Origin of the sequence: Fibrivirga algicola (genome assembly GCF_011742925.1) — a bacterium.
GTDB lineage: Bacteria > Bacteroidota > Bacteroidia > Cytophagales > Spirosomataceae > Fibrella > Fibrella algicola.
This window is the reverse complement of sequence record NZ_WAEL01000002.1, coordinates 447,128-460,732: the sequence shown is the minus strand read 5'-3', so window position 1 is coordinate 460,732 and position 13,605 is coordinate 447,128. Positions and strand designations below refer to the sequence as shown.

General features: G+C 51.4%; 12 protein-coding genes. 7 read left to right on the top strand and 5 right to left on the bottom strand.

The window, feature by feature from the left end:
- Positions 1–92 precede the first annotated feature (92 nt).
- On the top strand, positions 93–2,651 hold the full coding sequence (locus F7231_RS07165; RefSeq protein WP_166691402.1) for a TonB-dependent receptor plug domain-containing protein: 2,559 nt from the start codon (positions 93–95) through the stop codon (positions 2,649–2,651).
- Positions 2,652–2,729: 78 nt separating this feature from the next.
- Here the strand turns inward: F7231_RS07165 and F7231_RS07160 are convergent, their stop codons facing one another.
- Together F7231_RS07160 and F7231_RS07155 are read right to left on the bottom strand one after the other, a co-directional pair.
- Complete coding sequence (locus F7231_RS07160) at positions 2,730–3,191, bottom strand: Lrp/AsnC family transcriptional regulator (RefSeq protein WP_198172203.1); 462 nt, start codon at positions 3,189–3,191, stop codon at positions 2,730–2,732.
- Positions 3,192–3,366: 175 nt separating this feature from the next.
- Positions 3,367–3,666 (bottom strand): TIGR03643 family protein, encoded by a 300-nt coding sequence (locus tag F7231_RS07155; protein ID WP_166691401.1) that lies wholly within the window; start codon positions 3,664–3,666, stop codon positions 3,367–3,369.
- 80 nt (positions 3,667–3,746) lie between these two features.
- Between F7231_RS07155 and F7231_RS07150 the strand changes: the two genes are divergently transcribed.
- From F7231_RS07150 to F7231_RS07135, 4 genes are all read left to right on the top strand, one after another.
- Positions 3,747–4,565, top strand: a complete 819-nt coding sequence (locus F7231_RS07150; protein ID WP_166691400.1) for an enoyl-CoA hydratase-related protein — start codon at positions 3,747–3,749, stop codon at positions 4,563–4,565.
- A 42-nt stretch (positions 4,566–4,607) separates the two neighbouring features.
- On the top strand, positions 4,608–6,740 hold the full coding sequence (gene mutL / locus F7231_RS07145) for a DNA mismatch repair endonuclease MutL (protein WP_166691399.1): 2,133 nt from the start codon (positions 4,608–4,610) through the stop codon (positions 6,738–6,740).
- A gap of 84 nt (positions 6,741–6,824) precedes the next feature.
- Positions 6,825–7,613, top strand: coding sequence for a rhomboid family intramembrane serine protease (locus tag F7231_RS07140; protein ID WP_085412185.1), 789 nt, complete (start codon positions 6,825–6,827; stop codon positions 7,611–7,613).
- Between the two features lie 92 nt (positions 7,614–7,705).
- Positions 7,706–8,626, top strand: a complete 921-nt coding sequence (locus F7231_RS07135; RefSeq protein WP_085412186.1) for a rhomboid family protein — start codon at positions 7,706–7,708, stop codon at positions 8,624–8,626.
- An 86-nt stretch (positions 8,627–8,712) separates the two neighbouring features.
- Here F7231_RS07135 and arfB read toward each other — a convergent pair whose 3' ends face one another.
- Positions 8,713–9,114: an alternative ribosome rescue aminoacyl-tRNA hydrolase ArfB gene (arfB, locus tag F7231_RS07130; protein ID WP_166691398.1), complete on the bottom strand. Its 402-nt coding sequence runs from the start codon at positions 9,112–9,114 to the stop codon at positions 8,713–8,715.
- 290 nt (positions 9,115–9,404) lie between these two features.
- Between arfB and F7231_RS07125 the strand changes: the two genes are divergently transcribed.
- Together F7231_RS07125 and F7231_RS07120 are read left to right on the top strand one after the other, a co-directional pair.
- Positions 9,405–9,620: a DUF1682 domain-containing protein gene (locus tag F7231_RS07125; RefSeq protein WP_166691397.1), complete on the top strand. Its 216-nt coding sequence runs from the start codon at positions 9,405–9,407 to the stop codon at positions 9,618–9,620.
- A gap of 78 nt (positions 9,621–9,698) precedes the next feature.
- Complete coding sequence (locus tag F7231_RS07120) at positions 9,699–10,637, top strand: hypothetical protein (RefSeq protein ID WP_166691396.1); 939 nt, start codon at positions 9,699–9,701, stop codon at positions 10,635–10,637.
- 17 nt (positions 10,638–10,654) lie between these two features.
- Here the strand turns inward: F7231_RS07120 and F7231_RS07115 are convergent, their stop codons facing one another.
- Both F7231_RS07115 and F7231_RS07110 read right to left on the bottom strand, forming a co-directional pair.
- The gene (locus F7231_RS07115; RefSeq protein WP_085412190.1) at positions 10,655–11,719 is read right to left on the bottom strand and encodes an App1 family protein phosphatidate phosphatase; all 1,065 of its coding nucleotides are present in this window, start codon (positions 11,717–11,719) and stop codon (positions 10,655–10,657) included.
- A 404-nt stretch (positions 11,720–12,123) separates the two neighbouring features.
- Complete coding sequence (locus tag F7231_RS07110) at positions 12,124–13,605, bottom strand: M20/M25/M40 family metallo-hydrolase (protein WP_085412191.1); 1,482 nt, start codon at positions 13,603–13,605, stop codon at positions 12,124–12,126.

The following is a 13,605-nucleotide window of genomic DNA, read 5'->3' as shown; positions in this document are numbered from 1 at the left end:
GAGCCAATCCCTAGAATTCACAGACTTTTATGGGCGTTATGTTTAATAGACTAGAACGGTGCGTTATATTTCGTCGGAAATAACGATAGTCTATGAAGCATTTTTTCGCTTTACTACTAAGTACATGCCAGGTCGCGGTTGCCAATATGTTGCCCGACAGTACCATTATACCCCATGATACACTACGTAACAGACAGCTCAACGAGGTCGTTATTAGTGCTTCCAGAGTGCCGGAACGGTTGTTGCAATCTCCGGTCAGTATCGATGTGTTAGATGCCCGACAGATCAGGATGTCGGCGCAGCCATCGTATTTCGACGCTATCGAAAACCTGAAGGGCGTTCAACTGCTGACCTCGAGTCTGGGCTTCAAAGTATTCAACACGCGCGGCTTTGCTAATCCAACCAACGTTCGGTTTGTGCAATTGGTCGACGGCATGGACAATCAGGCCCCGCATATCGGGGCACCCATTGCCAATGCCCTTGCCCCGTCGGATCTCGACATTCAGCGGGTCGAAGTTGTGCCGGGAGCTTCATCAGCACTATATGGGCTGAATGCCCTCAATGGCCTGGTGCAATTGATTACTAAAGACCCGTTCACGTCGCAGGGGGTGAGCATCAGTCAGAAAACGGGCGTCAATCATGTCAGTGATCCTTTGTTATCCGCAAAAGCATATAGCGAAACCAGCCTGCGTTATGCTCAGGCGTTTGGCAGCCGGTTTGCCCTAAAAGTAAATGTCACCTACCAGCGCGGCTACGACTGGATTGCCCGTGATAATGCTGATCTGAATCCTAATGCCAATGTCTCGCTGGGCTTAACCGGAGCCGTCAATCCAGGGCGGGACTTAGTGAATACTTACGGCGACGAATCGGCCAATCGACGTACAGTAACACTGGATGGCAAAAAGTATGTGGTATCGCGTACGGGTTATCAAGAGGCCGAGACCGCTGATTTTACCCTGAATAACCTCAGGGGCGATGCGGCACTTTTCTGGCGACCACGTCCGAACGTAACGGTCTCGTATAGTTACAAAGCCGCCACACTTGATAATGTCTATCAGCGAACCAACCGGTTCCGGCTCGACAAGTACCGCCTTGACCAACACGGCCTGAGCCTTGAATCGCCGTCAATTCAACTGCGTGCCTATCGAACAAGCGAAAACACCGGTAACTCGTACAACATCCGGTCGATGGCTGAGAATATTGACCGGACGGCTAAATCAGATAATCAGTGGTTTGCCGATTTTTCAACTCAATTCCTGGCGAGTACCCGAGCGGGCCAACCTGTTGCCAGCGCCCTGCAAATTGCCCGGGCCACCGCCGATCAGGGTCGCCCACAACCCGGCACCGCGGCTTTCGATGCACAGATCGCCAACCTGCGCACTATCAATAACTGGGACATTGGTGCGGCGCTCCGGGTGAAATCGTGGCTCTACCATGCTGAGGGTCAGTTTGAACCAACAAAGGTGATGTGGGCGAATTTCCGTCAACAAACAGGAATCAGTCTACTGGCGGGTCTGGATTACCGGCAGTACGTTGTTTTTCCGGATGGGAACTACTTCATCAACCCCGACGGCTCAGACCGGAATCTGGTGTATGACAAAACTGGCGGTTTTGTGCAGGTGTCGCGCCTCTTTTTTGGTGACCGGCTTAAGCTAACCGGCTCGTTACGGGTCGATAAGAATAGGTACTTCAACGCCCGGCTGAATCCGCGCGTATCGGCGGTCTACTCGCCCGTTGATGCGCATAATTTTCGGCTGTCCTACCAAACCGGCTATCGGTTTCCGTCCTTGTTCGAAGCTTTTTCCAACGTGAACTCGGGTGGGGTGAAACGGGTAGGTGGTCTGAAAATTATGTCGCAGGGTATTTTTGAAAATTCGTACCTGCGCACGTCCATCGATGCGTTTCAGGCTGCTATCAACACCGACGTGAATACAAACGGACTGACAACCGGGCAGGCGATTCAGAAGAACAAAGCGCTCCTGAAGCCAAACACGTATACGTACCTGCAACCCGAACAGGTAAACAGCCTTGAATTGGGCTACAAAGGCTTGTTTTTCGGGAATCGGTTGTATCTCGACATCGACGTTTACTATAACCTGTATTACAATTTCATTGCCCAGGTTGAGGCCAACGTACCCAAAAGCAGCGTCACCGATTCTGTTCCGTATTATCTGGCTGACCGCGCCCGGCAAGACCGCTACCGACTCTGGACCAACTCGAAAACGCGGGTGTTCAACTACGGGTCGAGCCTGGGGGCTCGGTATTCGGCGGGGCGCAACTGGGTGATTTCCGGAAATGCTTCCTTTGCCAGCCTGGACCGTACCGATCAGGGCGACGGGCTGGAAGAAGCATTCAACACCCCCCGATGGATTACCAATGTAGGGCTTGCCAACCCAACCGTTTGGGGGCGGCTGGGCTTTTCAGTCAACTACAAATACCAGCGGGCCTTTTTGTGGCAATCGTCGCTGGCAACGGGCCTTGTTCCCGCCATTAATACGTTCGATGCGCAGTTAAGCTACGTACTGCTCAAGCCGGCACTGTCTATTAAACTAGGCGGTACCAACCTGCTGAACCGGCCGTACACCACGTTCACCGCTGGCCCGTCTGTCGGAGGATTCTACTACGTAACGATGGCTGTCGATATCAACTAAGAATGGCTCTGCTACAGCCTGATATATGCTGCGGCAGAGCCATTCGTACGTCTCGGTGCTCAAGGTGTGTCATCCGGTTCACGGAATTGGCATCACTTTGCTTTCCTTGAAGGTCGACAGGATAACCATCGTCTGGGTGCTGGCTACTTCTTCGATTTCATTGATGATTTCGAGCATCAGTTTCTGATAGGCCGCAATATCATGGGCAATTACTTTCAGCAGAAAGTCGCCCGAACCAGTGATGTGATGGCACTCGATGATTTCAGGAATCTCATTCACGCGCGTTACAAACGAGTCAGTGACCATCTTCTTGTGTCCCACTAAGTTGACCATCACAAAGGTGGTGACACCGAGACCTACCTTCTCTCGGTCGAGCTGCGCGTGGTAGCTCTGAATGATGCCTGAGGTCTCTAATTTTTTAACACGCTCGAGCGTTGGAGCAGGAGAGAGACCAATCTCTTTGGAGAGTTGTGCATTGGTGATCTTAGCGTTCGATTGAAGAATATCTAGAACCTTGCGGTCGATCTGGTCAAGTTTCATCAGCGACAGGGTTTGTCTTTAGAAAGTTTCGTTTTTGGATGCGCAAAGCTACGGACCCGAACGAATTTATTCTAAAATCATGCCGCTTTTATGTAATATTAGAAAATAAAAATTTGGTTAATGGCAAATTAACCGCAGAATATTGGGAAAAGAATTGTCTAATTTTTTCGTCGAATTATCGCTTCGACACCTTGTTGTGCGTAATGACGCGCTGGCTTTTCGAACGGAAACGCGGGTCGCTACCCTCCTCAAAGATAGGTGACTTAGCCACGTGTTTAGTTTTGCGGCCCTGTACCCGCTCGCGCCACATCCGGAACGAAGAGGCTTTCATTTCCAGTCGCATTACCTCGATTACCTGCTGCTCAGTCAGGCCAAATTGAGCCTCAATGGCGTCGAAGGGAGTACGGTCTTCCCAAGCCATTTCAACCACCCGGTCGAGGTCAATTTGTGAGAGCGTCGGCTTATTCGTGTTCATATAGTGATAACCAAGATTAGGGCCGTTGGGTTGTGGATAAACACACTATCCAGACATCTAACTTCGTACTCACGATTTGTATGCACTATACCCCCACCCAAACCGCCGATTTGCTCACTCGCCCGTTGCGCTATCTGCTCGTTGATCAGACAGACCATGTGCTGACGATCACGCTCAACCGGCCGGAGAAAAAAAATGCGCTTCATCCACCGCTACTTGCCGAGTTGGCCTTTTCGTTGGCTTATGCGCACCAAGCGCCCGACGTTTGGGTGGTGGTGCTAGCAGCGGCAGGCAATGTGTTTTGTGCCGGTATGGATCTGAAAGCCCTCAGTACCGGCAACGCTGAACCGCTGACCGTGCCTGAGCCTGCCGGGCCGGTTCGGGTGGGCGAATTGCTGGCGGGACTTCACAAACCGTGCATCGCCCAGATTCAGGGGCCGGTGTATGCGGGTGGTTTTTTACTGGTAGGGGGCGCTACCTACGCCGTTGCGGCCGACCACGCTACGTTTTCGTTACCGGAGGTGAAACGGGGACTGTTCCCGTTTCAGGTACTGGCCATATTGCTCGACCTGATGCCCGCCCGTAAAGCACTGGATCTATGTCTGCGCGGGCAAACGCTGTCGGCAAGTGCAGCCAGCGAGGTCGGCCTGGTAACGCAGGTAGTAGCGCCCGATGCATTAGTGGCCACTGTGGCCGACCTGGTGGCCGACCTGAAAGAAGGGTCACCTACGGCTCTGCGTTTTGGACTGAGCGCCTACCAGGAGTTGAAAAACAGACCAGCCAGCCAGCAACAGGCCTATCTGCACGATCAGTTCACCCAGATACAGCAGACGGCTGATGCCCGCGAAGGCATGGCCGCTTTTCTGGAAAAACGTTCGCCAAACTGGCAGAATCAATGAGCCGTTGGGAGACTATTTTTGTGCTTTACCTGTTGTCTTTTTATGCAGAATATCATCCAGCTTTTACCCGATTCGATTGCTAACCAGATTGCGGCTGGTGAGGTCGTGCAGCGTCCGGCTTCGGTGGTGAAAGAACTACTGGAGAACGCCGTTGATGCAGGTGCCAAGTCAGTACAGCTTATCGTGCGCGACGCCGGCCGGACGCTGGTGCAGGTAATTGACGACGGCAAGGGCATGACCGAAACCGACGCCCGCATGAGCTTCGAGCGGCATGCCACGTCGAAAATCCGCACGTCCGACGATTTATTCAAGATTCGGACCATGGGCTTCCGGGGGGAGGCACTGGCTTCTATTGCTGCCGTAGCCCAGGTGGAGATGCGCACCCGCCGCGCCGACGATGAGCTGGGTACGTTGGTGCGTATTGAGGGCTCTGACATCAAAGCGCAGGAAGCGGTATCGTGTCTGCCGGGTACTAATCTGCTGGTAAAAAATCTGTTTTTCAACGTACCTGCCAGGCGCAATTTCCTGAAGTCAAACTCTGTGGAGATGCGCCACATTATTGACGAGTTTCAGCGGGTAGCGCTGGCAAATCCCGAGGTCGGCTTCTCCTTGTTCCACAACGATCAGGAGGTATTCAACCTCGCGGCCGGTAAGCTTAGTCGCCGGATCGTAGACATGTTTGGCAAAGGCTACCGCGAGCAACTGGCCGCCTGTGATGAGGAAACCCCCTATGTATCGGTGCATGGCTATATTGGAAAGCCTGAATCGGCGAAAAAGACGCGGAATGAGCAGTATTTCTTCGTCAACAATCGGTACATCAAGCACAGCTACCTGCACCACGCGGTAATCGGGGCCTATGAAGGCACCATTCCCGACGGGCATCATCCGTTCTACGTGCTCTTTATTGAGATCGATCCGTCGCATATCGATATCAATATCCACCCGACCAAGACCGAGATCAAGTTCGACGATGAACGGTCGATTTATGCCATTGTCATGGCGGCCGTTCGGAAAGCAATTGGCGTATACAATCTGTCGCCCTCGCTCGATTTTGAGCTGGATGTCAATTTCCTGGCGGGCCGGGGCAGCAACGGGGGGAGCGATGCCATTGGCAAACACTTTGCGCCGGGGGCACCGTCAAATCGGTCTGCACCGGGTGGGAGTGATGCTATGCCCAATGCACGACCCATCACACCGTCGTGGAGCAAACCGACCGCCCCGCCAGCCGATCGAAGTGCCGACAACCGACCGCCGGTTCCGGCCCATCACGAAGCACCTAAAAAAGTAACGCATCAGAACTGGCAGGCCCTTTTTGAGGCCAGGAAGAATGAGCAGGCCGCCGGAATGGGTGCTAAACCCAGCGGTGAAGAAGGTAATTGGCTCGACAGTGCACCCCGCCTGGAGCCCCCTCGCCGGGCAGAAGAGCCTGTAAGTACGTCTTCCGGCGAACCCACACCGATCGACGTGCCTGATGCTATTCCCGCCGTAGGTACGTTCCCGCCACAGCCTGCCAGTGCCATTCCGTTCGAGTCGTTGGCCGATGCCCCTGTTACAGTGGGTAGCCGGGCCAACAAGATGTCGGACACCAGTGAGCGATTGACCGATGAGGTAGAAACGGCCGTGATTCAGGTGAAAAATCGGTATCTTCTTACAACTGTTAAATCGGGTTTGCTGCTGATTGATCAGCGGGCGGCCTACGAGCGTATCCTCTATGATCAGTTTCACACGGCCCTAACCAAGCGTAATGGCGCATCGCAGCAGTTGCTGTTCCCTAAGACCGTGGCTGTTTCAGCGGTAGATTATCAACTGGCCCTCGACTTACGAACGGAATTGGAAAGCGTGGGCTTTCAATTCGACGAACTGGGAGCGCACACGTTTGTGATCCGGGGGGTGCCTGCCCAAACGGCTGATGAGCGGGAAGAGGAATTATTTGCTAACCTGCTGGCGCAACTCCGGGAAGATACAGGCCGTATGAAGTTAGACCGGTCTGAAGCGCTGGCCCGGTCGCTGGCCCGTCGGTCGGCAACGCGGCACCAAAAACCGTTGAGCCAAACCGAACGCCGGGCGCTGGTCGATCAGTTGTTTGCCTCGGCGAACCCCAGCTACACACCCGGCGGTGAATCAATTACGTCGTTGTTATCGCTTGATAAACTGTCGGGCCTGCTTAAGGGTTGATTCAATTAACCGGCTGCTGCAAGGTAGCCTGCCAATAAACTACCGGCCAGTCTGACGGCTGGCCTAAAACAAACTGGATTACCAATGTTTAATCTTACGCCTACGGTACGCCTCTTATTGTTCATTAACGTCGGGGTCTTTTTTGTGACTTCGTCGCTGGGGGCATCTGTAGTCGATCGGTTTGCCCTTCATTCGGTTTTGTCTGATCAGTTCAGTCCGATTCAGTTTATCACGCATCTGTTTATGCATGCGGGTTTCGGCCACTTGTTTAGCAATATGTTGGGCTTAATCATATTTGGCCCGCTACTGGAGCAGTTCTGGGGACCGCGCCGTTTTTTCTCGTTTTATCTGATGACAGGGTTGGGCGCAGCAGCCTTATATCTGGGTGTAAATTATTACGAAACAGCGGCGCTCGTCGACGGATTTAACGCGTATCGGGCTAATCCGAGCAATGGCGAGTTTCTGGGATTTATCAATCAGTACGCTCCCTCAATTTATGATCCGTTGGAGCCTTTTATTCAAAAGTTTGACGCCGATAAGGCAAATCCAGCGTATATTGAGCAGGGTGTACGCTACCTGTCGGTCTACGTCAGTGAGCATGTTGACACGCCAATGGTGGGGGCATCGGGGGCAATTTTCGGTATCATTATGGCGTTTGGCCTATTGTTCCCCAACACCGAACTATTCATGCTGTTTATACCCTTTCCCATTAAAGCAAAGTACTTGGTAGGTGCCTACGCGATCTGGGAAGTGTACAGCGGCATCTATCGGGCGCAGTCTGATAACGTGGCGCATTTCGCTCATATCGGCGGAATGCTATTCGCGTACATAATAATACGAATTTGGGGTTCTCAACGAAAAACATTTTACTAGAAAACGAAGTAAGATAGTAAACGAAAGCCACTAGACGGAAAGGCCGTAGCGTTGCTTCGCGTGTCTCACATCGATTAATCAGGTGTACTACAATGAGCGGACTACTAGACGATTTCAAGTCCGAATTCAACAAGCCCAATAATACATTGGTGCAGTTGATTTTGATCAATACGGTCATCTTCATGACCGTCATTATTGTATTGGTGGTCACGAAACTATCTGGGCAACCGGCCGCCTATCAGTGGGTACTTGACCAACTGATGATGCCCTGGGCGCCGATGGCACTGCTGAAGAAGCCGTGGACCGTATTGACCTATGCTTTCACCCACGCTGATCCGTTCCACATTCTCTGGAATATGATCTTTCTGTACTGGTTTGGTCGTCTCATTGAAGAATACCTGGGTAGCCGCCGATTGGTTGGTTTATACATTCTTGGTGCCTTAGGTGGCGGTCTGTGCTACTTTGCCAGTTACAACCTCATTCCATACTTTAGTACGCAGGTTGGCGGTCAGGCGTTGCTAGGTGCGTCGGGCGCAGCGCTTTCTGTGGCTGTTGGCGCCGCTACATTATTGCCGAACTACACTTTTCACCTGCTATTCATCGGGCCGGTGCGTATCAAATACATTGTGCTGTTTTTTGTAGTGCTGTCGTTTTTTAACTCTGTAGGTGACAACGCAGGTGGCAATCTGGCTCACCTGGGCGGAGCACTTATCGGCTTCAGTTACATCAAATTATTGCAGGCAGGTAGCGATTTGGGTCGGCCTATCTATTGGCTGATGGACCGCTGGAGCAACCTGTTCCGGGCTAAACCACCCGTAAAAGTATCACAGCGGCAACGCAGCACGCAGGCTACAGCCAGTGCCTACGCCTCAGTCGGCAGCCCAAGCCCCGCTGCCTCGATGCCCGATCAGGATGAGGTTGACGCTATCCTTGACAAAATCGGCCGTTCTGGTTACGAAAGCCTGACCCGCGAAGAGAAACAGAAACTCTTCCGGGCCAGTCAGAAAGGATAGTTCTTAGGTTTTCCGCTTGTCAACTGGCTAGTGAGCGAGCAGAGCACTTGAAACCTGAGAAGTGAGCTTCGAAACTAAGAACTATCTTATTCATCTACTTTGCGCCGCGCTGATTTTATATCGGCGCGGCGCTTTTTTTGGTCGAGCCGTTCGGCTACCGCTGCCTTACTGGGCTTGCTGGCCTTGCGGGGCTTTTGCTGTTCAAATGCTTTCGCAATAAGTCGATCGAACTTCTTAAGTACCTTTTCTTTATTGGCTAATTGGGTACGTTCTGTCTGATGTGTCAGCACCAGCTCACCCTCATTGGTAAGCTTATTCGCCAGTTTCTCCAAAAGTAGGGTACGTTGTTCGTCGGAGAGTAAGGTGGAGTCACGTACCGAAAAGCGAAGTTCGGCTTTGGTAGCTACCTTATTTACGTTTTGGCCGCCTGCCCCGCCGCTACGGGCAAATTGGAACGTTAAACCAGAATGAAGGATGGAAGGGTTCATGTTTACGAAATAACAAAGAAGAAATCAGCCAATCACTTTTTCTGAGCCGGTACATGGTCACGTTCCTGAAAAGTACTTACAAGACGCTGATGAGCTTGATTTATGCGTTATGCTTAGCTGGCTGATTAAAAGCCTATTAAACTACAGTGGTGCAAGAGATAGTATGGAGGCGTAGTTGAAAATGACTACTTTTTGACTTCGCAAAAAAATAGTATTATTGCTGTATCAGACAGTAGGTTGACTGGTATATACTGGCTGGCTCTATCATGTATCCTTAACTAAACACTACAATGAAAACCCGTTTTCTTGCGGCTGTTATTGTCGCAACACTCGTATCAGTAGGTGCATTTGCCCAAACCGAGAAACCTCGCCTGTCGAAGGAAGAACGTGTAGCCCGCCGGGAAGAAATGAAGGCGAAACTGGCTGCCATGACTCCCGAACAGCGTGAAAAAGCGAAAGTGCGGCTTCAGGCCCGGCGCGAACGTCAGGGTAAGAAGAATGGCTAAGCCCTGAAATAGGCTAGTAAGACAACGCCCGGTTAGTCGACTGACCGGGCGTTGTTACGTTAATCCTCTCTTTTCTACATGGCACATCGTCTACTGCTGGTGAGCATACAACTCATGTTCTTGAGTTTCTCGAGTTGGGCAACTTCTTTCCCCGCCGATACTGCCCAGCCCGGGCAGCCCACGTCCAGTACAGTTTCGCTATCATCACGCGAACTGACTGTTCGCGTTAATTATACAAGTCGTGCGGTGTTTTCAGGGCGCGATTTTGGTGTTAATGAGTGGATGAGCACTCCCAGTATTACATACTATGCCAAGTCTGGTTTTTATGCCGACTTAACCGGTTACTACTTCAGTCAGAGCCTACCGCATTATGAGTTAACAGCCATCTCCGCTGGTTATTTAGGTATTGTCAGTAGCGTAGTGGCTGTTTCAGGCGAACTGAGCCGGTCATTTCTAAGCCAGAGTGGGCAACAAAACCTGCTGCCGTATAGCAGTAACCTGTCGGTAAACTACACAGTAAGCCCAGTACTATCGGCCAATGCTGATTATTACTTGATGTTTGGCAATGCCACGGCACATCGGGTTCGACTTTCGCTCTCCGCCTATGCTTCCCATAAAGTTCAGTCGTCGGCACTTGGACTGAAACGAGTTAGCTGCATACCCGCCTTTACCGCTATTCTGGGAACAGAGACATCTGCTTTATCAGTATATCAGCCTGGCACGGCGACGGCCACAGCGACAGGAACGACAACTATACCCCTTACTGCCGCCGAACGCCGGCTACAGCGGTTACAGGCGAAACGAACTGGGGCTACAACCCCTGCCGTAACATCTACGGTTGAAAAGTTTGGCCTTATGGCTTTGGATTTAGCTGTGCCCATCCGGGCTACGTTCACCGGGTTTCGTCTGGGTCTGACCAATCACCTGGTCAAACCCATCAAGATTTACGCCGATGAAGATATATCGACCAACCCAATTTACTATGCCGATATAAGTCTGACCTGGGTTATTAACTAACCCCGTTGTTGGGTACGTTATACTTCGTTATCTGACCGGCGGTCGGCCCTTATTTCAGGCAGCGTATCCGGATCGATCAGGCCAAGGCTGGCGGCGTGTTCAGCAGCAGCTACTGTATCGGCTACCAACAGCATCGGTACGTTGTCGGCAGCGGCCGTTTGAATTAATTCGCGCACATCGGCATCGCGACGATCCTCAGCCGACACATCCCGTATGTAAACGGCTTTGATCCGCCCCGGATTCGCGCGAATGACATCGGCGTAAATCTCCGGGTCTTGCTGACCACTATCCCCAAGCAGAATGAACGGCAAGTCTGGGTTGACGGACAGAATCTTATCAATCATGGCCCGCTTATGGGTGTGGTGACTTCGTGATGAGATCAGGTCGGCATTCAGTGCAATAGAGCGCAGAAGTAATGGCCCTTTGGGAATACCCTGAATGCGGAAGAAGTCGATCAATAGATCATAGATGTTCCAGGGGCTGCTGGAAACGAAATAAAGCGGATTGAACAGAGTGGTCACTGCACCAGCCTGCAGGGCCCGGTAAAAAGCTGAGACACCTGCGAAGGGGAGCCGGGTAAAGGCATTTTCCAGGAAGGTTAACTTGAGCGTTTGCCAAATATTAGTGGCTCCGGTAACCAGCACGGTATCATCAATATCGGAGATGATCCCAAACTGGCTATAAGCAGGTGCAATCATCAGCTGCCCATCTTTAATCACCTCTCGTGTGCCTGATCCCGATATACCTTCGTAACCTTCCGGCTGTTCAACGCCTTCCAGTACGTACCTGACCGGAAACCAGGCCCGGCCTGCTGGTAGCTCAATATTGGGATCAATCGTGATGTCGAAATAGCCCTCTTCGTTGGTGACTGTGCGGAAAACCTGCCCAAATGTTTCGATGCGTACGGTAATGCCGCCCACCTCGTTCGTCAAAAAACGGCTGACGGTTGCTGACAAATTATCCCAGAACGGAGCACGGTCAACGGGGGAGGCAAGTTCATTCTGACGAAGTACACGGCCAGTTAGCCAAACGGCGTGGGGAGAACCAAAACCCCGGAAATAGATGATTTGGAATGGTTTCATACAAATTCAGTAGTGAAGCATAGGAGCCTGTTGCAGCCAATATATCTTCGTAGGCTATAAACTAAAAAGTCCCGCCAGCTGGCGGGACTTTTTAGTTTATAGCCGTCTACTGGCCTGTGCCAAGTGGGTCGTTCAAGGCAAGCCAAAGCAGGTATCTGATACTATAAATCATCCGTTTAAACGCCTGAGTCATAATTTTTTATGTCGATGAGGGTGAAGGTAGGTGGCTGCTTGCAGAAAATTCAAGAATCATTATCTACAGGCCAGCGGTTTTGTGAATGGTTGTAGCCAGCGCAAACTTACTGCGACCCCTCATTACTATCTACTCCTCAAAGACAGTTGATTTATCAGATGTTCATTTATTTGATCGAACGGTACATGCTATGCCGTCTCGTTAACTTGGTTTATTCTTTCCAGCGCCATTCATTGGCAATCTGGAGCGGGGTACGTAAGCCTTGCGCAATAAGAAAGTCCCGTGTTTTAGTGTCGTCCAAACGACGGGCAGGCAATTCTTCCGCATCAGCAAGGGCGTACAGCACCATGGCGCTATAGCGAACTGTATTTTTCAAATGGTCTTTGTTCACCAGGTTGATCTTATCACAGTTAGCGTGGTAGCAGTCGAGCACTTCGCGGGGGAGATTGCCACTCATGCCCACAATGGGTACGCCTTCGATCATAAATGGTTGATGGTCTGAGTGAAGACCCGCCTGATTTTGCTGGGTATTAGCAAAGCTGCCATCTATTTGTTGAATTAGCCCACCTATCGATTTGAGCAGAGGCACTGTATCATCACGACCAAATGCATTAATACCGCCAGGGTTGTTGGTCATATCCAGATTCATCATGTACCGGATCTGATCGAGCTGGCCTGATCGTTTATACATCTCGGTCATGGCTCGTGAGCCTAGCAGCCCCTGTTCTTCACCCATAAATAGTACAAACTCGATGGTGCGGCGGGGTTTCAGTTTCAGGGCTTTAAACGTGCGGGCAATATCCATAACCGAGAACGAACCAATACCATTATCAATCGCGCCGGTTGCCAGGTCCCACGAGTCGAGATGACCACCAAGTACGATTTTCTCATTCGGTAATTTTGAGCCGGGTAGGGTAGCCACAATATTACGGGCCTTGATCTTCTTGCTGAAGTTAGTCATATCGATCAAAGCGTGCAGGCGATCGGTTTGCTCCTCGGCCATCCATTTACGCAGTGCTACGCCACTTTCGTAGGCAATACAAACGGATGGAATCGGAATCAGTTTACCCGTTACCGAGGCCGTTCCTGTCAGCAGCACGTTGCCTGGAACCAAATTGACCATAATCACGCCAATGGCGCCGTTCTGAATTGCCAGTTCGGTTTTCTCTGATCGGTGCAGGTTACGCGCTCCTTTTGTTGGCTGCGAGAGGCCAATATTAACGAGCGCAATCTTACCCTTTAGCTTGTCTTTCAGGGCGGCAAAATCACCTTCAAGGCCATTGCCAACATCAATAATTTCGCCGCGTACGTGTGCGTCTACGGGCGAATGGGCCAGAGATACCACGTTTATCTGCCGGAAATTGTCCGACTTGTTAGGTACGACCGTGAGCGTGCAGGTGTCACGCATCCACGACTCTACTTCAAAGCTTTCATAGCGAACATCTTTGAATCCGTACTGCCGAAGCAGGTTAAACGCATATTCCTCAGCTTTAGCGCCATTGGGACTGCCCGTCAGGCGGTGACCAATTTGCTGACTGGCGCTGGCGAGGGTTTCGTAGGCGCGGCTGTGCTGGAGAACTTCCTGATTGATGCGCCCAAAGACCTTATCAAGTGAAGGCCGTAATGGTTCGGTAAATGCGGTGACGGTCAGTGCAACGACCGAGAGAAGAAAGAATGTAAAGAGTTGTCTCAT

What these genes read in the sequence shown, in the direction of transcription:
- F7231_RS07115 (WP_085412190.1), bottom strand. Translation starts at nt 11,719, where the DNA reads ATGAAACCATTCCAAATCATCTATTTCCGGGGTTTTGGTTCTCCCCAC.
- F7231_RS07120 (WP_166691396.1), top strand. Translation starts at nt 9,699, where the DNA reads ATGGCACATCGTCTACTGCTGGTGAGCATACAACTCATGTTCTTGAGT.
- F7231_RS07155 (WP_166691401.1), bottom strand. Translation starts at nt 3,666, where the DNA reads ATGAACACGAATAAGCCGACGCTCTCACAAATTGACCTCGACCGGGTG.
- F7231_RS07125 (WP_166691397.1), top strand. Translation starts at nt 9,405, where the DNA reads ATGAAAACCCGTTTTCTTGCGGCTGTTATTGTCGCAACACTCGTATCA.
- F7231_RS07165 (WP_166691402.1), top strand. Translation starts at nt 93, where the DNA reads ATGAAGCATTTTTTCGCTTTACTACTAAGTACATGCCAGGTCGCGGTT.
- F7231_RS07110 (WP_085412191.1), bottom strand. Translation starts at nt 13,605, where the DNA reads ATGAGACAACTCTTTACATTCTTTCTTCTCTCGGTCGTTGCACTGACC.
- F7231_RS07135 (WP_085412186.1), top strand. Translation starts at nt 7,706, where the DNA reads ATGAGCGGACTACTAGACGATTTCAAGTCCGAATTCAACAAGCCCAAT.
- F7231_RS07160 (WP_198172203.1), bottom strand. Translation starts at nt 3,191, where the DNA reads ATGAAACTTGACCAGATCGACCGCAAGGTTCTAGATATTCTTCAATCG.
- F7231_RS07140 (WP_085412185.1), top strand. Translation starts at nt 6,825, where the DNA reads ATGTTTAATCTTACGCCTACGGTACGCCTCTTATTGTTCATTAACGTC.
- F7231_RS07150 (WP_166691400.1), top strand. Translation starts at nt 3,747, where the DNA reads ATGCACTATACCCCCACCCAAACCGCCGATTTGCTCACTCGCCCGTTG.
- arfB (WP_166691398.1), bottom strand. Translation starts at nt 9,114, where the DNA reads ATGAACCCTTCCATCCTTCATTCTGGTTTAACGTTCCAATTTGCCCGT.
- mutL (WP_166691399.1), top strand. Translation starts at nt 4,608, where the DNA reads ATGCAGAATATCATCCAGCTTTTACCCGATTCGATTGCTAACCAGATT.